This is a genomic window from Desulfosporosinus sp. HMP52 (genome assembly GCF_000765145.1).
Classification (GTDB): Bacteria; Bacillota; Desulfitobacteriia; order Desulfitobacteriales; family Desulfitobacteriaceae; genus Desulfosporosinus.
This window is the reverse complement of sequence record NZ_JMGA01000018.1, coordinates 221082-246531: the sequence shown is the minus strand read 5'-3', so window position 1 is coordinate 246531 and position 25450 is coordinate 221082. Positions and strand designations below refer to the sequence as shown.

General features: G+C 43.2%; 28 protein-coding genes. All 28 read right to left on the bottom strand.

The window, feature by feature from the left end:
• Positions 1-153 precede the first annotated feature (153 nt).
• Positions 154-1716 carry a YifB family Mg chelatase-like AAA ATPase gene (locus tag DP73_RS07835; RefSeq protein WP_034598640.1) on the bottom strand — a complete coding sequence of 521 codons (1563 nt, stop codon included), beginning with the start codon at positions 1714-1716 and terminating at the stop codon, positions 154-156.
• Positions 1717-2046: 330 nt separating this feature from the next.
• Positions 2047-3864, bottom strand: coding sequence for an ATP-binding protein (locus DP73_RS07830; protein ID WP_081962989.1), 1818 nt, complete (start codon positions 3862-3864; stop codon positions 2047-2049).
• The gene (locus DP73_RS07825; RefSeq protein WP_034598639.1) at positions 3865-4554 is read right to left on the bottom strand and encodes a response regulator transcription factor; all 690 of its coding nucleotides are present in this window, start codon (positions 4552-4554) and stop codon (positions 3865-3867) included. It abuts the gene before it with no gap.
• A 96-nt stretch (positions 4555-4650) separates the two neighbouring features.
• Positions 4651-5004: a YraN family protein gene (locus tag DP73_RS07820; RefSeq protein WP_205623368.1), complete on the bottom strand. Its 354-nt coding sequence runs from the start codon at positions 5002-5004 to the stop codon at positions 4651-4653.
• A 216-nt stretch (positions 5005-5220) separates the two neighbouring features.
• The gene (locus tag DP73_RS07815) at positions 5221-6657 is read right to left on the bottom strand and encodes an NADH-quinone oxidoreductase subunit N (protein ID WP_034598638.1); all 1437 of its coding nucleotides are present in this window, start codon (positions 6655-6657) and stop codon (positions 5221-5223) included.
• Entirely contained in the window at positions 6657-8204 is a 1548-nt protein-coding gene (locus DP73_RS07810; protein ID WP_034598636.1) for an NADH-quinone oxidoreductase subunit M, read from the bottom strand. Before DP73_RS07810 ends, DP73_RS07815 begins: the two co-directional genes overlap by 1 nt.
• Positions 8204-10150: an NADH-quinone oxidoreductase subunit L gene (gene nuoL / locus DP73_RS07805; protein ID WP_034598635.1), complete on the bottom strand. Its 1947-nt coding sequence runs from the start codon at positions 10148-10150 to the stop codon at positions 8204-8206. Before nuoL ends, DP73_RS07810 begins: the two co-directional genes overlap by 1 nt.
• 21 nt (positions 10151-10171) lie before the next feature.
• Entirely contained in the window at positions 10172-10513 is a 342-nt protein-coding gene (gene nuoK / locus DP73_RS07800; protein ID WP_014904462.1) for an NADH-quinone oxidoreductase subunit NuoK, read from the bottom strand.
• Positions 10510-11013, bottom strand: a complete 504-nt coding sequence (locus tag DP73_RS07795) for an NADH-quinone oxidoreductase subunit J (protein ID WP_014904463.1) — start codon at positions 11011-11013, stop codon at positions 10510-10512. The genes nuoK and DP73_RS07795 overlap by 4 nt, the downstream gene beginning before the upstream one ends.
• Before the next feature lie 2 nt (positions 11014-11015).
• Positions 11016-11417, bottom strand: a complete 402-nt coding sequence (locus tag DP73_RS07790) for an NADH-quinone oxidoreductase subunit I (RefSeq protein WP_034598634.1) — start codon at positions 11415-11417, stop codon at positions 11016-11018.
• Between the two features lie 4 nt (positions 11418-11421).
• Positions 11422-12489, bottom strand: coding sequence for an NADH-quinone oxidoreductase subunit NuoH (nuoH, locus tag DP73_RS07785; protein ID WP_014904465.1), 1068 nt, complete (start codon positions 12487-12489; stop codon positions 11422-11424).
• 25 nt (positions 12490-12514) lie between these two features.
• Positions 12515-13618 (bottom strand): NADH-quinone oxidoreductase subunit D, encoded by a 1104-nt coding sequence (locus DP73_RS07780; RefSeq protein WP_034598633.1) that lies wholly within the window; start codon positions 13616-13618, stop codon positions 12515-12517.
• Positions 13619-13629: 11 nt separating this feature from the next.
• Positions 13630-14118: an NADH-quinone oxidoreductase subunit C gene (locus tag DP73_RS07775; protein ID WP_034598632.1), complete on the bottom strand. Its 489-nt coding sequence runs from the start codon at positions 14116-14118 to the stop codon at positions 13630-13632.
• Complete coding sequence (locus DP73_RS07770; protein WP_014904468.1) at positions 14108-14629, bottom strand: NADH-quinone oxidoreductase subunit B; 522 nt, start codon at positions 14627-14629, stop codon at positions 14108-14110. The genes DP73_RS07775 and DP73_RS07770 overlap by 11 nt, the downstream gene beginning before the upstream one ends.
• Positions 14620-14979: an NADH-quinone oxidoreductase subunit A gene (locus DP73_RS07765; RefSeq protein WP_014904469.1), complete on the bottom strand. Its 360-nt coding sequence runs from the start codon at positions 14977-14979 to the stop codon at positions 14620-14622. Before DP73_RS07765 ends, DP73_RS07770 begins: the two co-directional genes overlap by 10 nt.
• Positions 14980-15171: 192 nt before the next feature.
• Positions 15172-15954, bottom strand: a complete 783-nt coding sequence (locus DP73_RS07760) for a ribonuclease HII (RefSeq protein WP_205623367.1) — start codon at positions 15952-15954, stop codon at positions 15172-15174.
• A 113-nt stretch (positions 15955-16067) separates the two neighbouring features.
• A complete protein-coding gene (gene ylqF / locus DP73_RS07755; protein ID WP_034598631.1) occupies positions 16068-16895 on the bottom strand; it encodes a ribosome biogenesis GTPase YlqF in 828 nt (275 codons plus the stop codon).
• 43 nt (positions 16896-16938) lie between these two features.
• Entirely contained in the window at positions 16939-17469 is a 531-nt protein-coding gene (lepB, locus tag DP73_RS07750) for a signal peptidase I (protein WP_034598630.1), read from the bottom strand.
• A 398-nt stretch (positions 17470-17867) separates the two neighbouring features.
• Positions 17868-18215, bottom strand: coding sequence for a 50S ribosomal protein L19 (gene rplS / locus DP73_RS07745; protein ID WP_014904473.1), 348 nt, complete (start codon positions 18213-18215; stop codon positions 17868-17870).
• Positions 18216-18346: 131 nt separating this feature from the next.
• A complete protein-coding gene (locus tag DP73_RS07740; RefSeq protein ID WP_034598629.1) occupies positions 18347-18904 on the bottom strand; it encodes an RNA methyltransferase in 558 nt (185 codons plus the stop codon).
• A 51-nt stretch (positions 18905-18955) separates the two neighbouring features.
• Positions 18956-19768 carry a tRNA (guanosine(37)-N1)-methyltransferase TrmD gene (gene trmD, locus DP73_RS07735; RefSeq protein ID WP_034598628.1) on the bottom strand — a complete coding sequence of 271 codons (813 nt, stop codon included), beginning with the start codon at positions 19766-19768 and terminating at the stop codon, positions 18956-18958.
• Between the two features lie 66 nt (positions 19769-19834).
• The gene (gene rimM, locus DP73_RS07730) at positions 19835-20332 is read right to left on the bottom strand and encodes a ribosome maturation factor RimM (protein ID WP_034598627.1); all 498 of its coding nucleotides are present in this window, start codon (positions 20330-20332) and stop codon (positions 19835-19837) included.
• A gap of 67 nt (positions 20333-20399) precedes the next feature.
• Positions 20400-20630 carry a KH domain-containing protein gene (locus DP73_RS07725; RefSeq protein WP_034598625.1) on the bottom strand — a complete coding sequence of 77 codons (231 nt, stop codon included), beginning with the start codon at positions 20628-20630 and terminating at the stop codon, positions 20400-20402.
• Positions 20631-20655: 25 nt separating this feature from the next.
• A complete protein-coding gene (rpsP, locus tag DP73_RS07720) occupies positions 20656-20922 on the bottom strand; it encodes a 30S ribosomal protein S16 (protein WP_014904478.1) in 267 nt (88 codons plus the stop codon).
• Positions 20923-21132: 210 nt separating this feature from the next.
• On the bottom strand, positions 21133-22491 hold the full coding sequence (ffh, locus tag DP73_RS07715; RefSeq protein WP_034598624.1) for a signal recognition particle protein: 1359 nt from the start codon (positions 22489-22491) through the stop codon (positions 21133-21135).
• An 88-nt stretch (positions 22492-22579) separates the two neighbouring features.
• Complete coding sequence (locus tag DP73_RS07710) at positions 22580-22948, bottom strand: putative DNA-binding protein (protein ID WP_034598623.1); 369 nt, start codon at positions 22946-22948, stop codon at positions 22580-22582.
• Positions 22949-23020: 72 nt separating this feature from the next.
• Positions 23021-24325, bottom strand: a complete 1305-nt coding sequence (locus tag DP73_RS07705) for an amidohydrolase (RefSeq protein WP_034598621.1) — start codon at positions 24323-24325, stop codon at positions 23021-23023.
• 76 nt (positions 24326-24401) lie between these two features.
• Positions 24402-25439: an S-methyl-5-thioribose-1-phosphate isomerase gene (mtnA, locus tag DP73_RS07700; protein ID WP_034598620.1), complete on the bottom strand. Its 1038-nt coding sequence runs from the start codon at positions 25437-25439 to the stop codon at positions 24402-24404.
• Positions 25440-25450: the final 11 nt, after the last annotated feature.

The following is a 25450-nucleotide window of genomic DNA, read 5'->3' as shown; positions in this document are numbered from 1 at the left end:
CTTTAAAAGTTCGACAATTATCCACTAATACTGTAAATGAAAGTGACAGACGATTGTTACTTACACGAACATAAAGAGGACGCGCGAAAAAACTCACACAACGTCCTCTTTGGTTTTTTAACCAATTGATCCCGTACCAATTTCTAATGACTATTACATTCGTTTATCCAATGAACGCAACTGTATTGACTCAGCTAAATGCTCTGGAAGAATCTCTCTCTTGCCATCCAGGTCAGCAATCGTACGTGCAACTTTTAAAATCCGGTCATGTGCACGACCACTAAGATATTGAGCATCAAAAATCCTCTGCAAAAGTGACTCACCAATGGAAGTTAGTTGAGTATGATCTTTAGACTCTTTGGCAGTCATTTCTGCATTGGTTTTTGTAGATCCCAGGCGACTCCATTGAAGCTGGCGGGCTGCCATTACTCGCTCCCTGATCACTTGAGAAGATACTTGGTTATTGCTAGTTCTCAACTCCGAAAAACTAAGTCTGGGAACTTCGATATGTATGTCAAATCGATCTAAAAGCGGTCCTGAAATTCTACCTCTATAGTTTTGTATTTGAAAAGGCGTACACTGGCAGACTTTCCCCTGATCGCCATAATAACCACACGGACAGGGATTCATGCTGGCTATAACACTTACATGAGCTGGATAAGTAATACTTCCTGATTGCCGAGTAATCGTTAATTCCCGATCCTCTAGAGGTTGCCGGAGGCACTCTAAAACTTCACGTGAGAACTCCGGCAGTTCATCTAAAAACAATACACCATGATTTGCCAAGCTAAGCTCACCCGGGCGTAACTTACGTCCTCCTCCAATCATACCAGCTTTAGTAACTGTATGATGAGGATTCCTAAATGGTCGTTTTCGCACTAGAGAACCATTAGTATTTAACAACCCACAAACACTATAAAGCTGTGTAACCTCAATACTCTCTTGCTCATTTAACTGGGGAAGTATCCCTGAGTAAGCTTTTGCCAGTAAAGTCTTGCCTGATCCCGGTGGTCCAATGAGAATTGTATTATGACCACCCGCCGCAGCTATCTCCAAGGCACGTTTAACATGTTGTTGTCCATGAATATCAGACCAGTCTATTTGTTTGGTGGTATTTTCTTCAGTTTGATTCAGATGACCATGACCAACTGGTTCATCCTCAAAGTTGATCTTGTTTTCAAGCGCCATAACTATATTCAACAGTGTGGAAGAGCAATGTGTTTCGACAGCACTTACTAAGCGTGCTTCAGCTAAATTATCGGGGGGAATTATTAGAGCTAACCCTTCTGAATTCCTCTCCTCATCAGAGTCTAAGTGGGAATACTCTTGATTTAAAGTAATGGCCATAGTCAAAACACCGGGTACAGGACGGAGAGTTCCTTCTAAGGATAATTCACCGGAAAAAACATAATGATTTACTGAAGGACATAAGCACTGTTGGGTTGCAGCTAGAATTCCAATCGCAATCGGGAGATCAAGTCCTGCGCCTTCTTTTCGTAAATCGGCAGGAGCCAAATTGACGGTTACCCGCTGAAATGGAAATTGATAGCCTGAGTTACGGATTGCAGACCGAACTCGATCTCTAGCCTCTCTAACAGCTGTATTTGGCAAGCCAACAATGTCAAAACATGGAAGACCATTCGCTACGTCAACTTCAACACGTATCAAATGAGCTTGTAAACCAAGGACTGTCATCCCATAAACCGCAGCAAACATACGGATCTCCTCCTTGTATAAAGAAGTTCGTGATTATTCTGTTTTTTCCTTCCCTATTCAATATATAGTAACAATTAATAACTTTATAGCAATATAATTCCAAATACTATCTAGAAAAAGGCTGTCTCATAATGAGAGTCCTCAGACATTCATTATGAGACAGCCTTAGTGTATGTGAATAATATTGTTGTACAATGATAGACCCTAATTTGAAGGCAAAAACAAAACCTCATTCACAGCATGTCCCAGAATCGTAAACGTTGACGTGACGATTCTGGGACATGCTTAATTGCCTTTAGATGGCAACCCCTAGGACAAATTCTTATTCAATCATAACCGGGGAAGAGAAATCCAAAAGGCAGTCCCTCTTCCCATGTCACTTTCCACTCGGACGTTGCCTCCATGAGCTTCTACGATTTGACGAACGATAGCCAGACCTAACCCCATACCTCCGTCCTTTCGAGTCCTAGCTTTATTGACTCTAAAGAAACGATCGAAAATGTAGGGCAAAGCTTCTTTGGGAATTCCTTCTCCTTCATCTTGGACTACCATACGCATTTCATTTTGCTCTTCCAACATAAAAACTCTAACCGTTTTTCCGCTGGGGGTATGACTCAAAGCATTATCTAAAAGATTAATAAAAACTTGTAAGAGACGATCCTGATCTGCATACAGTTCTCCAAATCCTTTGGAAACCTCTAGTTTGACACCCAATTCTTGTGCTCTGCCTTGAAAACGATGATCCAATTCTAACATAAAGTTCTCCATGTTTATGGCCGTCGGCTGCATAACCTGTCCCCGTTCGAGCCAGTTAATTTCTTGTAACTCCTGGACTAAACGAGCCAATCGTTTAGCTTCTTCAAGAACGAGGTCAATATATTCTTCACTTTGATCTTTTGGTATCACCTCGTCTTGGATCGCTTCCAAATAACCTTGAATTAAATGCAGCGGTGTCCTTAGTTCATGTGTCACACTAGCTAAAAATTCGCGCCGGTTTTTTTCTGCCCTTAGAGAAGCTGTAACATCTCTAAGCACTGCTACATGCCCCCGAATTCCTTCATTTTCGGACATCGGCGCCATAACAATCTGTAGCACTTGAATTCCTATTGTAACTACTTCGAAATTTTCAGCTTGATTCTCACGTACTGCCATAGCTTGAAGAATGGTTACAATCTGAGTTTTTCGTTCCTGAACTACTATCTCATTTTCTTGCCATAAAGCCTTAGCAGAATCATTCGCATATAGTATTGAGCCGTCTATACTCAACATTACGACAGCATCACTGATACTTTCCACGATTCCCTGAAGTAAGTTCTTCTCTTGAGAAAGCCAAGCCATATGATTTTTCAGGCTCTCTCCCATCCAATTCAAGGCCTCTGCTAACTCCCCGATTTCATCTTTACTCGTCACACCTTGAATAGGCAAGAAATCTCCTTTGGCCATTCTTGACGCTCCTCGCTGCATTAAACCGAGGGGACGCGTAACATGCTGAGCAAAAATCAAACTAACCACCGTAGCCAGGAAAACCGCTATTAAAGATGCATAGAGAATTAAGCGTCTAAAAGTTGCAATGCTCTCTTGAATGGGGATTGGAGAGCTCCCTAAGAGCACGACTCCTTTAACGGGGTTTAGTCCTACAGGGGTGGCAGCCAGCAACATAGCCTGGGCACCACCATTAATAGGCAAGGCTTTGATCGAGATTGTTTGACCTGACAGCACCTGATCTAGGTAGTTCTCGGTAAAAAAATCAGATGGGCGCAAATCCCTAGACAAGCCGTTTAGAGATCCTCCCAATAGACTCTTAGGGTACCATTCTATTGTGTTCTGGGAACCTTTCTGGGATATTGATCCTGCCAATACGATAATATTCCCTTGAGGGTCAAGGAGAACCAATTGAGTTCCCGATGTAAGCTTAAGAGATTCTAACAAATTAAGCCGGCCGCTCCAGTTTGGGACGGAAGCCAGCTGTGCTGATATTTCTACAGCTTCCGAGCGCAGGGAATTTAACTTCTGCTGAAGATAAAAATCTCCAAATAACCAAGTGAGGGTAAACCCTAATCCACCTAAGACAGCTAAAATTAATAGCGTCATAGCAAACCATAGTTTTATAGAAATCGACCATGAATGATGCCTTCTCATAATCATCATTTAGTGAACCTGATCAGGATCAAATTTATATCCCACACCCCATACAGTAACTATCATCCCTTTAACACTTGGATGGTTAAGTTTCTCTCTAAGTTTTTTGACATGTGTATCAACAGTTCGGGCATCCCCATAAAAATCATATCCCCAGACTGTCTCCATAAGCTGCTCCCGTGAGAAAACCCGTCCTCTGTTCTTGGCCAAGAAATATAGCAAGTCAAATTCTAAGGGGGTCAAATTAACAACCTCCTCACCAATGCATACACGATGCCTCTCCTTATCGATGCAAAGTAAACCTGCCGTTATCTCCGAAGACACAGGCTGGAGTTGTCCTCTAGATCGTCGTAAGAGAGCTTTGACTCTGGCCACTAATTCCTTAGTGCTAAATGGCTTGACAAGATAATCATCCGCCCCAAGTTCAAGACCAAGAACTCTGTCAAATTCTTCTCCCCTTGCTGTCAGCATAATAATAGGAAGTCCAGAGCTTTCTCGAACCTCACGACAAACACGCCATCCGTCTATATCAGGCATCATAAGGTCTACGATCAAAAGTGAATAATTACCTGCCCGAAATTTTTCCAGTGCAATCCGGCCGTCCTCCGCCTCGTCAACAACAAAACCTTCGCGCTCAAGATATAGTCTAACTAAGCTTCTGATTTTTTCTTCATCATCTACGATTAAAATCGGATCCAATTTGCTACTCCCCTTTGGTTGACCGATTGTAGTTTAATATCCTACTTAACTCAAGTTTAACATGTATCCGTGAATTTTGTGTGATAAAACTATGTATTATATCGATTTAATCCAATTAATCTCTGGCATGTCTCCAATCCATCGAATAGCAATTACGTCGAATCTTATAGATGGCCAGTTGGGGTAGCCTTGCTGAAGCAGATAATAAGATGCTACAGTCTGTATGCGCTGAACTTTTCTCGGAGTAATACTCTCTTCACCCCATCCTCGAAACGACGACCGGCGGGTTCGAACTTCTATAAATACTAGTACTTCTCCATCACGGGCAATTATATCCATTTCCCCTTTTGGACATCGATAATTTCGGGCAATTATTCTTAAGCCAGATTCGGTTACGAAACGAGATGCAAACTCTTCGCCGGATTTCCCTAGAGATTGTTTACTCTCCACCAGGAAAAACTCCTTTCCCAACGCCTGTCGCACATTAGATCCAGCACTTGTTAGCTTCTCTTGAAAATATCAGATAGGTCATTTTACTAATTGGCACATTTGATATTCCCCTAAAAGCCGTCAAGTTAGCTGTAACGTATAAAACTTAACCCCTTGCAAAAGAGATTCTCAGTAAAAACTGAGAATCTCTTTAATGATTATAATAAACTTTTTAAATTAAAATAGGCTTTGGGCTGCAGCAATTGCCATCTTAGCAAGAGGAGTTGGGTAAAGACCGATGGCAATTGTTATCAGCATAGTGAAGACCATCGTAAACTTCATCGCTCCATGCACTGGAACCTCTGGCAGGCCGTCCCCTTCAGCAAGGAACATAACTTTGACAACCGAGAGATAATAGTACACAGAGATCATGCTCATAACGAAGCCGATATAAGCAATGGCTACATTTCCTTGGTCCATGGCAGCTGAGAAGAGGTAGAATTTCCCTACGAAGCCGGCAAGAGGTGGAATTCCCGCTAAAGATAGCAAGGAGGCTGTCATGACAACGGTTGCCAAGGGAGAACGATGCCAGAAACCAGCCAAATCCTTGATCTCACTGCTGCCTTGTTTCTCTGCCACAAGAGTTGCTACCGCAAAGGCCCCCATATTAGCGAAGACATAAATCATGGCATAGAAGATAACCCCTTTGATTCCTGAGATTCCCCCGGCAATAATACCAACCATTAGATAACCAGCCTGAGCGATACTGGAAAAGGCTAATAAGCGTTTAATGTTGGTTTGAGGAATCGCAATTAAGTTACCAACAATCATTGTAATCGCGGCCAGAACGAATAAGAGTGTTTGTCCTGTGGCCGAAAAAGTTTGACTGTTCATCGTTAATAGGTAGACACGAATCAGGACTGCGAAGGCCGCTGCTTTTGAAGCTATAGCCAAGAAAGCTGTAACCGGTGTCGGGGCACCTTCATAAATATCCGGTGACCACAGGTGGAAAGGTACAAGAGAGATCTTGAAGCCCAAACCTGCCAATATGAAAACCGTAGCCAAGAGGGAAGCAGGGGTTAGGTTTCCACTAAGTTTACTGGCAATCTCCAACAGTTCTGTGGATCCCGTTAAGCCGTATATGAGACTGATTCCGTAAAGCAGTATAGCTGATGAAGTGGCACCGAGAATGAGGTACTTGACACCAGCTTCAGAGGAGCGTGCATCCTCTGCCAAATAAGCTACAAGGATGTAAAAGGAAATCGTCATTAGCTCTAAACCTACATACATGGTGATCAGTTCGCCTGCTCCGGCCATAAGCATCATGCCTAAAGTCGCCATTAAAAGCAAGGAATAGAACTCTCCCCGATGTTTGGGCAATTTCTGCACATACCCCCCTGAAGAGAGTACCACAAGCAGTGCCGCAGCTAAGAACAGGATTTTGAAGTAGACCGCGAACTGATCGTGCATATAAAGCCCGCCTAAGAAAGCTGCTTCCGGTCCATAGAAGAAGTCATACAGGGTATAGCCAAGTACCCCCATTAAGGAGAAAACAGTGAGAGGCATCATGCCTTTACGGGCACCGGCAGGAATCAGCAGTCCAATGGCCAACAAACTCAAGGATAGCACGGCCAGCGCAATTTCAGGCGTAAGCACTGTAGTAATATTGAACATTAGAACAACCCTCCAATCTTCGCCTGACTCACCGTCTCAAGTACCTTGGCAAGGCCTGAAGAGGTAACTCCGCTATCGATCATACCCAACAGAACATTCGGGAATATTCCTGCAAAGAAGATCACGAACCCGAATATCACTAGTGGTACTAGTTCTGGGCCTCGAATGTCTGTTAAATGATCCCATTCCGCACGGCGCGGCCCAAAGAGTACGTTAGCAATCGTCCGTAAGATGTATACGGCGGTGAAGATAATCCCGGCAATACCCAGGATTGCGTGTACGGGTAGAACGTTAATAACTCCCATGAAGATTGTAAACTCTGTGATGAAATTTACAGTTCCCGGTAATCCCAGGGAGGCCATACCGGCAATCATGAACCCAATTGCTAAGCGTGGCATCTGATGAGCCAGTCCACCCAGATCGGCAATATTACGAGTATGGGTCTTCTCGTAAATAAACCCTATCATGGAAAAGAACAGCGCTGCCATAACACCATGGGCAAACATCATGCCCACTGCTCCTGTAGCTGCTGTGGGGTTCAAGGCTGCAACAGCGATGATAACATATCCCATATGACTCACGGATGAATATCCGACAACATACTTGAGATCTTTTTGGGCTAAAGCGATGAAGGCCGCATACAGCACGCTGATTACCGCTAAGGTTGCAATATAAGGCGCCCAAAAGCTTGCTCCGACAGGAAGGACATAAATCCCTAAACGGATTAAACCATAGCCTCCGATTTTCTTCAGAACCCCTGCGTGAATCATACTAACAGCAGTAGGTGCTCCGGCATAACCGTCAGGTGACCAGGAGTGGAAAGGAAACATGGAGATTAGTGATCCAAAACCAACAATCATTAAAGCAAAGGCAACCTTTTGAAAGGCCGGACTGTAGAGATCTTGCCTAGCTGACAGTTGATCAAACATAAAGGTGGGATTACCGTTAGCCCCAGCTGCCAAGTAAAGAGCAACCATTCCCACAAGCAGGAAGGCAGATCCAATTAACAAGTAAATGGTTAACTTCATGGCGGCGTATTCCTTAGTAACCCGCTTCGTACTTCCCCAAATGATAACCATGATATAAATTGGAATAACCACAATTTCATAGAAAAGGAAGAAGATAAACAGGTCGCGGGCAATGAAAGTTCCCATTACTCCGGCAATAAGAATGAGCAACAGTACGAAAAATTCTTTAACACGCTTATCGATATTCCAAGAAGCGTAGATGGAAGCGAAACCAATGAGGTTGGTTAAAAGAAGCATAGGCAAGCTTAAACCGTCAACCCCTAAGGCCAAGTTCACACCCAGATCCGGAATCCAGGGAATGGTTAGAGTGTACTGCATTCCACCCGGCTCCCATTGATAGTTTAAGAAGGCGTAAAGAGAGAGCACTAAAGATACTAACATTCCCATGGCCGCTACAATTTTGATTGTTTTTGTTTCTTCCTTAGGCAGGAAAACAATCAACAGCATTGCAGCTAATGGTGCTAGCAGAGTGAAGGGCAGAAGCATTGACATTGAACTCACTGTTGGTAGAGCAGTCATTATTTCACACCTCCTAGCGTCGCTAAGGGGTTAAGCGCCGACAGTTGACCTTCCCCAAAGGCGAAGACCATGAATATGATCACTACTGCAAAGAAGAACACCATAGCGTAGGTTTGTAGTTGTCCTGTATTTGTTCGACGAAGGACTCTGCCACTTCCGCGAGTAATTAGAGCTAGTCCATTGACAACTCCATCAACGATATAGATATCAAACCAGTACAAGATCTTAGCCAGACCATCCATGATGTGATGAATCAACCAAAGATATAACTCATCGACATAATATTTGTTTTTGAGCAGCTTATAGATTCCAGAGTATTGAGCAGCCACCTTCTCAGCCGAAATGGCTTTTTTAATATAGGTTGCATAGGCCAAACCAATACCTAGAAGTCCAGCAACAACAGAAATTCCAGCTAAGCCCCAAGCAATCGGTTCATGATGGAATGTTCCATAGTGAATAAAGAAAGCAAAGTTATGCTCCGGTAAAGCCACAAATCCACCGAAAACACTGAAGAAAGCTAGAATCATCAAAGGAATTGTCATACTCCAAGGTGATTCGTGAGGATGGTTTTCCTTCTTCTCCGGCCCCATAAACACCACAAAGAACAATCTGCTCATATAAAATGCGGTTAAAAAAGCAGTGAACAGACCTACTCCATAGATAATCGGATGACCATTATGCAGGGCATGAGCTAAAATCTCATCCTTGGACCAGAATCCTGCAAAAGGTGGGACTCCGGAAATAGCTAAAACACCTATGAAAAAGGTCGTTCCGGTGATAGGCATCTTTTTCCAAAGTCCGCCCATTTCCCAAATATCCTGTTTATGGTGCATAGCGTAAATAACGGAACCGGCACCTAAGAACATTAAAGCCTTGAAGAAGGCATGGGTCATCAGGTGAAACATAGATGCTGTCAGCGAACCGACTCCCAAGGCAAACATCATATAGCCAAGTTGACTTAAGGTTGAATAGGCCAAAATACGTTTAATATCATCTTGAGCAATTGCAATTGATGCGGCAAAAATTGCCGTGAAAGCTCCCAAGCCTGCTATAAACTGCAAGGCCATAGGGTCAGCATGATCAAAGAGGAAAAACATTCGCGCTACTAAATAGACACCTGCAACAACCATGGTTGCAGCATGAATCAAAGCACTTACCGGTGTCGGGCCTTCCATGGCATCAGGAAGCCAAACATGAAGGGGAAATTGTCCGGACTTCCCAACGGGACCCATAAAGACGAGAAAAGCCATGACAGTTACATACCCGGCAGTTCCAATGACTGCAACATCTTGGATATTTGTGTTCATCGCTGCCGAAAGTGCAACAAAATCAAGGGTGCCAAATTTTACATAGAGGAAAAGCATCCCTAAAAGCAAACCAAAATCTCCAACCCGGGTTGTTATGAAGGCCTTTTTTGCGGCTTCCCGTGCAGAAACTTTAAAGAACCAAAAACCTATCAGCAAGTAGGAACAGAGTCCCACCAGTTCCCAGAAAATAAAGAGCTGCAAGAGATTGGTGGCCAGCACCATTCCCAGCATAGAGGATGCAAACAAGGATTGGTATGCATAGTAACGTGAAAAGCCTTCATCTCCATGCATATACCCTAGTGAATAGATCTGAACCATAGATGCTACCAAGGTTACAACAAACAACATCATGGCGCTTAGAGGATCGACGATAGTTCCAAAATCGATCTGTAAACCCACAATATTTAGCCAATTCACATTTACGATCGCAGGATGTTCCACAATTTTCTCACCCGACTGAATCACACCTAGCCCAATAGCAACGGCCAGGCTCAATGAGGAGAGAATAGCGAGAATAGATATTGTGGAAGATAGTCTTTTGGATCGTTTCGTGACAAAGGCGATGATTAGGAACGACAAGAAGGGCAAAAAAGGAATTAACCACGCCCACTGAAAGAGATCATGCATTTCCTTGAACACCTACCTTCTCCATAGTCTCTCTTACCACTTCAACCAGTTTAAATCGTCTACGTCAGTCGATTGCCGATTGCGATAAATAGTAATAATCAATGCCAATCCTACGGCAACTTCAGCAGCTGCAACGACAATTACAAAAAGTGCCGCTACGTGTCCTGTCAGCAAATAGTTAACACCAATCTTTTCGTTCCAAATAAATCGATTGAAGGCAATAAAATTGATATTAACGGCATTTAGCATCAGCTCAATGGACATGAGAACAGCAATAATATTTCTCTTGGCAAATACTCCGTACAGTCCGATACAAAAGAGCATAGCCCCAACCAAGAGGTAGGTCGAAAGCCCAACACTAAAATTTCCTATCATTTGCTCTCGTTCACTCCCTTCGCCAAGATCACAGCACCCACTAAAGCTACTGTAAGCAGTACGGCTGCTGCTTCAAAAGGAATCATATACCGAGTGAGCAAGAGGAGTGAAAAGTCCTCAGCTGATCCGCCGCTAGTCCAGGGTGCAGCCAAAACTCTCCAATCCGCATTCGTAAAAACTACTAACCCAATGACAACAAAGAGCAAGCCAGAAACCAACGCTCCTGCAAACCAACTCTTGTTTTCAGTATTGCTCTCACAAATATCTCCACGCAAGGTCAACATCACTGCGAAGATGACCATAAGCGATACTGCTGCTGTGTAGATCAACAACTGAACAGCTGCCAGGAAATCTGCATTCATCAAGATATAAAGCACAGCCACTCCGGAAAAAGATAGAGCTAGATAAAGCGCGCTGTGCACAATGTTTTTGGAGGTGACAACCATCCAAGCCGCTGCAATCGATAGGATTGCAAAGATAAAGAAAACGATAGTGCCCATGCTCACTCCACCTTTCCTTTTCGCTCGGCACGCTTAATCATATCCCATTGCATGTCTTCCGGCTCATATATTGCGTTTTCAAATTCTTGAGTCACTTTTAAAGCCTTAGTCGGACAAACTTCGGCACACATACCACAGAACAGGCAACGACCTACGTCCATATGATAGGTCTTAAGAACTTTTTTATTAGCTTCATTCTTCTCGCTGGTCAATTTGATAACTGAGTTAGGGCAAGCCATAGCGCACATATTGCAGGAAATGCACTTATCCTTTTCAAGCCCCATGGAACTACGCACCCGAATCGGAAGATTAGGCTTTTCCTCCGGGTAGAACTCAGTGATATTCGGACCGACCATGCGTTTGAAGGTGATGCCTAAACCTTGTAGTAAACCTTTACCAAACACTGTGTCACCCTCCCATCACGAATCGATAGATGTAAATCCCCAGACCCGTTAACAAAATGTTTACTATTGAAAGCGGTAACAAAACCTTCCAAGCTAAATGCATCAGATGGTCAATACGAATTCTTGGGAAGGTCCAGCGAACCCACATCATGATGAAAATCATAACTCCAACTTTCATAAAGAACCAAACATAACCAGGCAAGAAACCGGGACCTTGCCATCCGCCTAAAAAGACTGTCGCAGCAAGTGCTGACATGGCTGTCATGTTTCCGTATTCACCGAGAAAGAATAATCCCCAACGGAGTCCGGTGTACTCTGTAAACGGACCGGCAACTACCTCCTGATCCGCTTCTACCAGGTCAAAGGGTGCTCTATTGAGCTCCGCCAAGCCAGCTATCATAAAAATAACAAAGGCTATAGGTTGAAGGACAATAAAAGGAATCGTACCCTGTGCTTCTACGATAACCCCTAAATTAAAGGACTGAGTGATCATAACGACCCCAAGTAAAGAGAAAAGTAAAGGGATCTCATAACTGATCATTTGAGCTACTGCCCTCATACCCCCTAATAAGGAGTATTTGTTGTTGGAACCCCAACCAGCCATTAAGAAACATAGGGTCGAAATGGAGGAGATCGCTACAAAATAGAAAATTCCTAAGTCAATATCGATTGGCGCCATTCCTCTTCCATAAGGTATAACTGCCAAGGTCATCATCGGGAGGCAGAAGATAATCATCGGTGCAATCTTAAAGATAAACTTATCCGCACCAGCCGGGGTAACATCTTCTTTACCCATGAGTTTTAATGCATCAGCTATAGTCTGAAACCATCCCCGCGGACCGAGACGATTGGGCCCTGGCCTTTGTGAAGTCCAGCCTGCTACTTTACGTTCAAGTAAGATCAAAATTAAAGCAGCTAAGACAACAATAATAACCACAATGATAAAATTAATGACATTCATGGTTAAATTAGCCCAAACTGAGTGGGGATCCGCAAAAAGACCACGGATGAACTCCGCAATAATCAAAAACAGATTATTTAGAGTCTCCATCAGGTATTTTAGAGTCTCCATCTTATTCTCCCCTCATCGCAATTTACTACTTATCAACTTCACCCAATACAGCATCCAGGGTGGCAAAAATAGCGACAACATCTTGAATTTTCCATCCTTTAGCTACTATCGGAAGCATCTGTAAGTTAATGAATGTAGCGGGTCTGATACGAAGTCGTGAAGGTTTGGTCGTTCCATCACTGACGATATAGAATCCTAGTTCCCCTTTAGGGTTTTCTACACGATGATATACTTCCCCAACAGGAGGTTTGATAACCTTAGGAACCTTGGCCATGATTGGACCGCCTGGGATATCACGCACTGCTTGCTTAATAATTTTTATACTTTCCACTATCTCATCCATCCGAATTATGGTACGATCATAACTATCGCACCCTGTCCGAACCGGAACCTTAAAGTCAAACCGATCATAGATACTGTAAGGTTCTGCTTTTCGCACATCAAAATCAACACCCGAGGCTCGTAATACCGGACCGGTAATTGAAAGGTTTTCAGCCATTTCCTTGGTCAGGATACCAACATTCTTTAAGCGCCCCATGGCAATTTCATTCCCGAAAAAGATGCCATAGTATTCTTCCAGCATTTCTGGGGTGTCATCTAGGAAGGATTGTAAAGCAGGCCAAAATTCTTCCGGCGGCTCTGCACTCATTCCTCCAATTCGCATAATATTGACGGTTAAGCGACTTCCGGCAGTCATTTCGTACATATCGCAAATTCGTTCACGATCACGGAAAGCATAAGACCAAGCCGACCAGCCCGCCATATCAAGTGCCGTACTCGCAATACATACTTGATGGCTGGCAATTCGGGCAAGTTCACCAAAGATAATTCGCAGGTATTCCGCTCGTTCCGGAATTTCAACCCCCATGAGCTTTTCAACAGCTTGTACGTAAGCCCAGTTATTATGTGGAGAGGCCAAGTAATCCAAGCGATCCGTATATGGAATAAACTGAGAGTAGGTACGACTTTCAGCTAGTTTCTCCATTCCCCGATGCAAATACCCGAGTTTAGGATCAATATGAGTTACGGTTTCTCCTTCTAAATGGACCACCATGCGGAACAAACCGTGCATACTCGGGTGCTGGGGGCCCATGTTTAATACAAGTTCTTGTGTTTTATCAATAGACATGACCTTACCCCCTATTCCCCTTCTATTCGTGTACGCACTATATTTCGAACCTCAATTGGTTCAGTCACGTAGTCTTTACGCAGTGGATATCCTTCGAAATCATCCCACATATAAATTCGTTTCAAATTGGGATGACCTTTGAACTTTATGCCAAACATGTCATAAGCTTCTCGTTCCAGATAATTGGCCCCCCCCCAAACCGGAGTTGCAGAATCAATCACCGGATTTTCACGATCCACTATCGCCTTTACGCGTAAAAGCTGTGGCCCATGAAGACTAGACAGCTGATAGACAACCTCGAAATGATCGCCACAGTCAACTCCACATAAGTCGTGCAGAAAATCACATGGAACAAAGGGGAATTCTTTAGCCCCCCTTAATACTTCAATGATATAGGGCGCTTGAACTTTTAACACAAGTACCCCAAGACTTTCTTCGACCACACCATTAACCCGAGCGGCAAGTTCGTCTACATATCGGCTTAATTTTTTATTTTCCATGTCTCATTAACCTCACCTTAGCGGGATTTGAAACTTTATACTGCAGTTGCAAAAGCCCATAAATTAAGGATTCCGGCCTCGGAGGGCACCCGGGAATGTAAACATCTACCGGTAAAAACTTATCAACACCTGCCAACATAGAGTAGGAATCTACAAAAGGTCCCCCTGCATTTGCACAGCTTCCCATCGCAATGACCCATTTTGGCTCAGGCATTTGATCATAGATTCGTCTTAATAGTGGAGCCATCTTTCGGGTACAGGTTCCCGCTACAATCATGAGATCCGCTTGACGTGGTGAAGCACGGAAAACCTCATAGCCAAAGCGTGAAATGTCATACCGAGGTCCACCAGTTGCCATCATTTCAATAGCACAGCAAGCCAAGCCCAAAGTAACCGGCCAGAAGGAATGGCCTCTTGCCCAGTTCAAGGCCTTGTCAATAGTTGTAACTAATACATTTTTTTCCATTAATGTTTCTTCTTCACGAAGACGTTTCTCAGAGACTACATCCACTCTAGAGCACCTTCCTTCCATGCATACCAGAAACCAACTAAGAGGATAACAATAAAGATGAACATTTCTACAAAGGCAAATGTCCCCAGTTTTTGGAATGTTAAGGCCCAAGGATATAAGAAAATCGTTTCTACACTAAAAGCTGCAAAAACTAAGGCGTACATAAAATAATTGCTCTTAAACCCGAGCCACGTTTTTCCGATGGTTTCGTTACCACATTCGTAAGTCGTTAACTTTTCTTTATGTGGTTTATTAGGTGCCAACAGTTTCGGCATAATCATCATAATTATCGAAACTGCAATCGCACCTACTAGAAACACACCTACCCCAGCGAAGTTATTATCAGGCATTTACTTCCCTCCCTTCATAAAAATTTCCGATTGCATGCTTCTATTAGCTAAGAATATTGTGCCACAACCATGGAATTAGGTCAATTTAACAGTATTTTCTTTTCTTTCATTAATTTCTTTAATTTCTTTTGTTTCTTTACTTTCTTTTCCCTTTTTTTAGTTTCTTTTCTTAACTTTCCTAACTTTCTTTTCTTAGCTAATAGAAGTTTCCTGCTTCACCGGAGCAAAGCTTTTGCGGTGAAGCGGACAGGGCCCCAAGCGCTTTAGAACCTGCATGTGGTCGCTGGTGCCATATCCTTTGTTTTTTGAAAAAGAGTATTCTGGATAGAGAGAATGGAGTTGAACCATTAACCGATCACGCGTCACTTTCGCTAAGATTGAAGCCGCGGCAATTGAAGCACTTATGCGGTCTCCACCTATGAGCGGAAGCTGGGGAATTTGCACGTCTGTAAGGTTCAATGCATCTATTAGTAAATGATGAGGGCGAATTGTTAAACCTTCGATGGCGCGTTTCATCGCTAATTTTGTTGCCTGTAATATGTTTAAAGCGTCAATCTCAGCTGGTTCAGCGCTTCCGACAGCATAATCAATCGCCTGTTTTTGAATTTGAATAAAGAGCTTTTCACGTTTACTTTCCGTTAGCATTTTGGAGTCATTCAGTCCGGGTAGTTCAAACTTTGCCGGAAGTATACAAGCTCCGGCAACAACCGGACCGGCGAGGGGCCCACGGCCAGCCTCATCCACACCTGCTAACAACAAATAACCCTGCTTCCATAGTTTTTTCTCTTCAACGAGTAATTGCTGGATACGAGCTTGTTCTTGTTCTTGAACTTGCTGGAACTTAAGTAGTTTTTCAGCAAGCTTTTGAACCCCTTGACGCGGGTCGTTCTTACAAGCACATATCATACGAGGGGAAGGATCCTTATAGAGTGCTTCTTGAACTTCCCGAATACTCATTTGGGATAACGGTTCCACACTTTTCTCCTCTTCTCTCCCTAAAAATTCAGTTCGACATGCAGAGACATTTCCCTTTATTTAGGTATCAGTCTTCAATATACACATAATAATCTGAATATTTTGCAATAGTACTAATTCAGATGATCCATGGTTATTGATCCCAGTTGTCCCATGCGCAGATCTCTTAAAAATATTTGAGCAGCCTTAAGAGTGTCGACACGCCCACCATGGATCAAGCATCCGCGTTTACGTCCTATACTTTCTAAGGTAACCTCCGGTTCTGAGATTTTGTACCGGGCTAATGAATCAGGGGAATATTGATTAAACCACTCAAGAACCCAACTTGATAATTCCTCAATATCAAACACATCATCTTTTATTGCTCCAAGGGCGGCCAGTTTGCGGCCCACCTCCAGATCGTCAAATTTTGGCCATAGCATTCCCGGTGTGTCTAACAACTCTACTCGTTCGTGAATCCTTACCCATTGGTTTCCTCTTGTAACACCGGGTTTATTACCTACTTTTGCTTGACCTCCACCCGTCAGTTGATTAATTAAAGATGACTTTCCGATATTAGGAATACCGACAATCATTACTCGTATCATCTGTTGACGAATACCCTTTTCAGCTTGTCTTGCCTGCTTAGCAAGAACCATCCGTTCCAATTCCGGTACAATCTGTTTGATACCAACCCCTGAGGTTGCACTCACTGCATAAACTGGGCCTGATTCTTTTAAGTACTTAACCCATTTCGATGTCCAATTAGGATCTGCTAAATCAGCTTTATTTAATAGCAAAAGCCTTGCCTTACTACCAAGCAATTTATGCAGCATCGGGTTACGACTACTTACCGGTATTCGAGCGTCGGCTAGTTCTAAAACAACATCCACCCACTTTAGCTGTTCTGTCAAAAGCCGTCTCGTTTTAGCCATATGTCCTGGAAACCATTGAATACTCATTTAAATCCTCTTCATTCCTCTAAAACTTTATTGTCTATTTAATTCAAATCGCTTTAGATATAAATCTAAAACGATTTAATGGATAGTATACTAGCCAGGCCTTGCCTAAAAGATATTCTTTTGGAAGGAGGCCCCATTCCCTTGAATCTTCACTCTCCCGACGATTATCTCCCAAGACAAACACTTTACCCTCTGGCACAACCTCTGGGCCATAGGGTGGATAATCCCCTGGCTTAACATATGGCTCAGGAATATCTTCCCCATTTACAAAAACTTTATTATCTCGCAGTTCTACCGTTTCCCCTTCTGCAGCAATAACCCTTTTGACAAAGGTTCTCTTTATATCCTTAGGAAAAGCAAAGACAACAACATCTCCACGAGTTGGTGCCCAAAAACGATATGACAAACGATTCACTAGGATATGATCCCCCGGAGCCATACCCGGTTCCATGGAAGGAGACGGAATTAAATATGGTTGAAATACCCACAAACGAAGTCCCCCACCGATTAAAATTAGTGCGCCGATGATTCCTAGCAGCCATTTTGCTTTTGATCTTGATCTTTTATTTTCCATTTTAACGCTCCCCTCTTGAACTACTCTTTAGTATTAACAAGATTCTTCGGAGCATACACAATAAAAGATAAAAATCGTTTATAACCTATTCTCGGGCAGATAGGGCTTAAAAGTACTATATGTAAATGGGGAATTATACTCCTGATTTAGTATTAGAAAACTTGGCAGGCACCCACGAATACATTGTATTCGCACGTATTAGCCTTTCTTGTAGACACTATCTTTGGGCGAATTAACCTTTTTGCAACCTTTAGGCGAAGTCGGCCGTCATAGTTGCACTTATGCTTAGACGTAGATACTGTCTTCGCACGGGTTAAACCTTCTTGCAGTATATGGCGCAAGTTTATACTTTCTGATAGTAAAAAAAAAGAGCCAGATTGCTCCAGCTCATTTTTTCCCTAGCCGATACGACGGTCGCGAATCCGAGCCGCCTTACCTGAAAGACCACGTAGATAGTTAAGCTTAGCCCGGCGAACAATACCTCGACGAGCCACCTCGATTTTTTCCAAGCGAGGTGAATGTAAAGGGAAAGTTCGTTCTACCCCGACTCCAGCGAAGACACGTCGAACTGTAAAAGTTTCACGAATGCCGCCATTTTTCATTGCAATGACAACCCCTTCGAAAACTTGGATACGTTCACGAGTTCCCTCAACAATACGGACATGTACACGAACTGTATCACCCGGCCGGAAGTTAGGAAGATCCTTTTTCATTTGTTCTTCTTCAATCATGCGAATATAATCCATTAAAAAACCCCCCTTCCTTGCCTAGATGTTCATACACTGATTCTCAGCCAGCGGACCATCTATTATCAGACCTATTTATTTTATCACAACCAATTATGATATGCAATAAATTTTGATTCGATAGTGTTTTTTTAATGCCCTCGTAAACGATCTAAGATAATTGAAACTGCAGAACGTACGGATAAGTGATTGTAATCTGTCGGTCCATAAATCGGCTCTAAGATACGATCCATCTTTTCAACATCCTCTTTTAGCAATCCCCAACCCGTTCCGAATAATAGCAGAATGGGAGCCCCGTTATTCTCTATGTCCTCTCGAAGCTCAGAATAAGCAATAGTATTGGCATACTTTCGAGCATCCGTTGCAACCTTTATGGGCCCAACTCCATGTTCTGCTTCGATCTCTGCATAGACTTGAGCCAGATCAACTGCAATCTTCACTCGAGAGAATGCTTCCTGACGATCGGGATTATACTCTGCCCCATATCCCTCTTGCCAAAAACCCATAATACGTTTGGCTAAAGCACGCTGAGCTTCTGCCGGATGTACTACATAATATCGTTTTATACCATAAGTCGTTGAGCATCTGGCTATATCATGTAAATCCAAATTAGTGATTGAGGTAGCAACTGTCTCCATGTTTTTATTGTAGACAGGATAATGAACTAAAGCCAAGTAGACATCTGACATATATTAAAAATCACTCCTAACGAACTACTAAAACAGAGGCAAAACTCTCGTCTATTTGTTCCTATTTGAAGACCGCCTCTGTCGTTTTGGTGGAGGGGAAAGGTGCTGCCATTTCGTACGCCATCTGGCAAATTCCTCGTGTTCCAGGGTAAGTTCCTCTAATAATGAATAGTCTTCCAGGCCAAACACCAGGTCTTTGATTAGGTCCGGGCGTCTTAAAAATGTTCGCCTGAGTGACTCTTTTCTCCTCCAGCGCTTTATCAGGGCATGATGACCAGACAACAAAACCTCCGGCACCTTACGTCCTTCAAAGTCCGCCGGACGAGTATACTGAGGGTATTCCAACAACCCTATACTGTGCGAATCCTCCTCAGCAGATACCTCTTCTCCTAGAACACCAGGAATGAGCCTCACTACAGCATCAATCATTACCATGGCAGCTAGCTCTCCTCCTGTTAAAACATAGTCCCCTAAGGACACTTCCTCATCAGCCAATTCGCGAATGCGTTCATCAAATCCTTCGTAATGCCCACACATAAATACAAGCTCTTGATGAGTAGACCACTCTTCAGCTTTCTTTTGATGAAACACATGTCCCTGAGGAGACATAAGGATTAACTTCCGATGATGACTAACCTGAGGCAAATCTCTTATAGCTGCAAAAATCGGTTCAGGCTTTAAGAGCATTCCCGCTCCCCCTCCATAGGGAATATCATCAACATTTTTATGCTTACTAACTGCATAATCACGAAAATTAACCAAGTTAATCTCAACTAACCCAGCTTCTTGAGCTCGTTTTAGAATACTTTCATTTAAAGGAACAAACATTTCAGGAAATAGGGTTAAAATTGTTATTTTAATCATATGTAGGATATCCTCCAGCAAAGTCAGGCTCAATATGTCGTTTGCAATTCTTGCGATTCGAACTCCTTAATCTCGAAGCCCGGGTGGAAGAATAACATCCATGCGCCGTCCAGAGACGTCAACATTCTTTACCACACTTTTAAGAGCTGGAATGCATAGTTCTCCTTTAACCCCTTTAACAACATAAACATCGTTTGCACCAGTTTCTAAAACTTGGCTGAGGGTTCCCAGCAATATATCTTCTTCATAAACCTGCATTCCCTCAAGCTCAAAATAATACCATCCCTCTTTAAGAGGAAGCACTTCTGAGCGATCAATCCGAACTTCCCATCCTCGGTATTTCTCCGCTTGATCGGCAGTAGCTATTCCCTCAACCGCCAGCAATACAAACTCCATTTGTAAACGGGCTTCGATAACTTTAAAGCGTTGATTGGTCGTCCCGCTCCGCAAAATAACTTCCTGCAGTTTATGAAATCGTTTAGCGTTATTAGTCAACGGATAAACCCTCAACTCCCCGCTAATTCCATGCGGACGCAACACTTCTCCAATCAGTACTTCATCCATAATCCCAGCCCCCTTCAGGTGATAGATAGGTTTAAAACGTTGAGAAGGGCACAAGCCCTTCTCAACGTTATTGATCAATGTCCATATGAACTCGGCGCCCATCTTTAACGGCAGCCGCTTTAACCAGCGTACGAATAGCGTTCGCGATCTTCCCTTGTTTCCCAATCACTTTCCCCATGTCATCAGGTGCGACTGTGAGCTGTAAATGCACAGTCTTTTCAGTCTCCGTTTGAACAACGAGAACTTGATCTGTCTGATCCACCAACGCTTTCGCGAGGATTTCTACAAGTTCCTTCACAGGAACCACCCCCCAAACTCTACACTTAGTTCTTGGACTCGTGGAATTTGGTTAAGATACCAGCTTGACTCAGCAAAGACTTTGCAGTATTTGAAGGCTGAGCTCCAGTTGATAACCATTTCATAGCCTTTTCCTCATCAATGTTCAGAACTACAGGGCTTTTTGTTGGATCGTAATATCCAATTTGTTCAATGAAACGACCATCACGGGGAGCTTTAGCATCAGCAATTACCATACGGTAGAAAGGATTCTTTTTAGCACCCATGCGGCACAGACGAATTTTTGTAGCCATGTTTTTCACCTCCTCCAGTTCGAGGTTCGAAGTTCGAAGTTCGAGGTTCGAATGTTTGTCATTCTATATCTCACATCGCCCATTTACCCCTAGATTAGTTAACTAGACTTTAAGACAGAGTATTTAACTCGATTAAAGTAAGTTTATTATATAAACAACGCTAGATTATAGCGTGTGTCCATCAAATTTGAGGTCCTAAGCAGTCCCCACTTACACCGTCGGGAACGGAAATTTCGGTTTCTTACCCTTCTTGCCCTTTTTTCCGCCTCCAAGCATACCCATGCCGCCACCTGAAAATTGCTTCATCATCTTTTGCATTTGTTCAAACTGCTTTAAGAGACGTCCTACGTCTTGAACTGAAGTTCCGCTTCCTTTAGCGATTCTCTTTTTACGCGAATCTTTTATAATGGCTGGCTTCCGACGTTCTTCTGTCGTCATCGACCGGATAATAGCTTCAATATGTGCAGTGTCTTTTTCATCTATATTAACATCTTTTAGCTGCTTCCCTACTCCGGGAATCATTTCTAAGATTGAAGAAAGAGGGCCCATTTTTTTCATCTGCTGCATCTGATCAAGAAAATCGTCAAGGGAAAATTCTTGTTTGCGCAGCTTTTGTTCCATTTCTTTGGCCTTTTTCTCATCAAAAGATTCCTGAGCCTTCTCAATTAAAGTAAGAACGTCACCCATCCCCAGAATCCTGGAAGCCATACGATCAGGATGGAAAGCTTCAAGGGCATCCATCTTTTCCCCGAGGCCAATAAATTTAATGGTACACCCAGTCACTGCTTTGATCGAAAGAGCTGCGCCCCCACGAGTATCTCCATCTAACTTTGTGAGAATTACACCATCAAGTCCTAGGTCTCCGTGGAAGGACTCCGCGACATTAACCGCATCTTGTCCTGTCATAGCATCTACAACCAGCAAGATTTCGTGAGGTTTGACAGACCCTTTAATATCCCGCAGCTCGCCCATCAATTCTTCGTTAATGTGCAAACGTCCGGCTGTATCAATTATGACCACATCTTGTCCATTCTGATTGGCATGGGTAATACTTGCTTTAGCAATATCTCTTGGATTTTCCTCTCCCATGGAAAAAACCGGCACATTCAGTTGAGCTCCTAGAACCTGCAACTGTTTGATCGCGGCTGGACGGTAGATATCACATGCAACAAGCAGAGGATGTTTCCCTTGTTTCTTGAGCATGTTGGCCAACTTAGCTGCGTGAGTAGTTTTTCCCGCTCCTTGAAGACCAACCAACATAATCACTGTAGGAGGCTTTGAGGCAATCAAGATTTTACCGGATGCCCCTCCCATAAGGTCGATCATTTCTTCATGAACAACTTTAATAACATGTTGTGCCGGTGAAAGAGATTCTAGGACTTCTTGACCAATTGATCGTTCCTTTACTTTGGCAACAAAGTCCTTAACAACTTTAAAGTTAACATCCGCCTCCAATAAAGCAACGCGAACTTCACGCATAGCCTCGTTAACATCTGCTTCCTTTAACTTGCCCTTTCCTTTAAGCCTCTTAAATGTTTCTTGGAGTTTTTCGCTTAGTCCTTGAAACATGCCTGTCCTCGCTTTCGATTTGATCCACTTACAGTATCTCTACATAGCCTGTGTTTAATTACAAGGCTTTATCTTTTAACTTCTGCTATTAGATCGCTGAGATCTTAACAAAAACATCTTCAATCATCATCCGGATTTTAAGATGTCGCTCATAGGCTTCCTGACAGGAAAAATCCTCTTCTTTTAGTTCTTCCAAAACACTCTGAACTTCAAGCAGTTTCTCCCGTTCAGTCCAAAACCTCTGGACGAGACCTAGTTTATCCTCGTATTCTGTGAGGATCCTTTCAGTACGTTTGAGCAAATCATGTATAGCCTGACGGCTTATATTTTCAACCTCAGCAATCTCAGTCAACGAAAGATCTTGCTGATAGTGAAGGTCCCAGACATTTCTTTGCTTATCTGTTAGCAGCGGGCCATAAAAATCAACTAAGAGAGCCCTTTTGGCGAGTTTCTCCATGGCAACCCCCTGTAAAGCGTTTTTACTTTACAACGGAATATTAGACTAAATTCTTTTCTTTGTCAAGTGTTATTACTTAACATTCAATTCCAGCTCGATTCGCTTTGCTCTCATCTCTGCTTCTTGACAAATTTTACTTAAATCCAAGGTTAATAGTTTACGCTCTTCCATCAGTAACTTTCCATCTACCATCACCGTTCGGACATCACCGGCATGGGCCGAATAAACTAAGTGGGCGGGAATCGAAAAACGCGGATAAAAATGCGCTTGATCCATATCGATTGTGATCAAATCTGCCTTAAATCCCGGAGCTAATACTCCGACATTTTCAAATCCTAAAATTTGCGCACCACCAACTGTTGCCATTTCCAGAACCTCATAAGCGGGAAGTGCCGTTGGATTCACCTTAAGTTTTTGCTGGAAGGATGCTGAGCGCATTTCTCCAAATAGATCAAGATTGTTATTACTTGAGGCACCGTCCGTACCAAGGCCTACGACAACTCCCTGGGATCGCAGTTCAGTAATAGGTGCTGTTCCACTGCTCAACTTCATATTACTTTCCGCATTATGGGCTACACAGACGTTTTGGCGATGAAGTATTTCAATATCTTGTTGAGTTAAATGCACACAATGGGCGGCCACGACGTGCCCACCAAATAGCCCAAGTTCATCCAGCCATTGGACGGGGGTTTTCCCATATTGTTCTTTCAGTATATTAACTTCATCTTGAGTTTCCGCTACATGAATATGAATCCCTACATTTAATCTGTCGGCTTCCGCTTTAACTTTCTTCAGATACTCTGCAGAGCAAGTATAAGGGGCATGAGGACCAAACATGATGCTCACTCTGCCATTACCTGCTCCGTGATATTGGCGAACCAGTCCGATATTCTCTTGTAAGGCATTATCTCCGTTAGGCCCATTACCGATTAGTCCTCGCGAAAGAACAGCACGAGTTCCCGCCTGAAGGACTGCCTCAGCAACCCGTTCCATTGAAGCATACATATCCAGCATCGTCGTAGTTCCGGAGCGGATCATTTCACAAAGCGCTAATAAAGTACCCCAGTAAATATCCTCATCCGTCAATTTATCCTCGAAAGGCCACACCTTCTCATTTAACCAAGGCATTAGCGGCAAGTCATCGGCATAGCCCCTGAGAAGCGTCATCGCAGCATGAGTATGAGTGTTAATCAAGCCGGGCATAACCACGTCATTTGGTAGTTCCAAAATCCGATCAGGTACAAACCCATCTGGAGATGAGCCTTTCTCACCTACTGAAACTATTAGATCATCTTCTATACAAATCTCTCCCTGAGGAAAGAAGTCATCCACTCCGGTCATGGGTAAAATCATAGCACGAATTAGAATTTTAGACATTGTCTTCCGTCTCCTTACAGCCATCATCAAGAATTTAAAGATTAACGGCGTAGACTATGGGATTACTCCCATTAATTTAAGATCGAACCATTAATTTAAGGAGATTAACCGAATACGGCGCTGTTACAATTCCCTTTTCGGTAATTATTCCTGTAATGTATTTTGCTGGAGTGACATCGAAGGCGGGATTAAAGACTTTCACTTCTTCAGGTGCTACCGCTACCCCAAAACACTCTCTAACTTCATGTGCCGGCCGTTCTTCAATGGGTATTTCCTGACCATTGGCTACTTTCAAATCTATCGTAGATGTTGGTGCTGCCACATAAAAAGGTATTCCATGGGCATTTGCCAAAACAGCTACGGAATAAGTACCAATTTTATTTGCTGTGTCCCCATTAGCAGCAATTCGGTCAGCACCAACAATAACAAGATCAACTTTCCCCTGTTGCATCAAATAACCTGCCATGTTATCCGTAATAAGTGTTACCGGGATTTTTTCTTGCAGAAGTTCTAACGCAGTTAAACGCGCTCCTTGTAAAAGAGGTCGTGTTTCGTCTGCATAAACATGAACCATTTTACCAGCAAAATGAGCACTTCGGATAACCCCCAGAGCAGTTCCATACTCTACGGTAGCCAAAGCTCCAGCATTACAATGAGTGAGGATATTTGCTTTATCAGGTACAATCTCATTACCGACTTCCCCTATCAGTCGATTCATCCGACGATCATCTTCAGCTATTCGATTAGCTTCTTCAGTCAGAACTCGACGCACATCGTCTAAGTCATCCATATCCCAACATTCACGCAATCTATCTTCCATTCGCCTTAGTGCCCAAAATAGGTTAACAGCCGTTGGACGAGTTTCCGCCAATCTGGACTGTACCTTTTCCATAAAGCTGGGCAAACCATCTCTATCTCCTTGGTACTCTAACGCTCCTAATACAAAACCATAAGCAACAGCGGCTCCAATTGCCGGCGCACCACGTACTTCCATATTTTCAACAGCTTCAGCTACACCCTCATAAGACACTGCATCCCGATAAAGGATTTCTACTGGAAGCTTGCTTTGATCTAATATGCGCAAAGCATTTCCTAGCCATTCAATCGATTTCAACGTCCCACCAC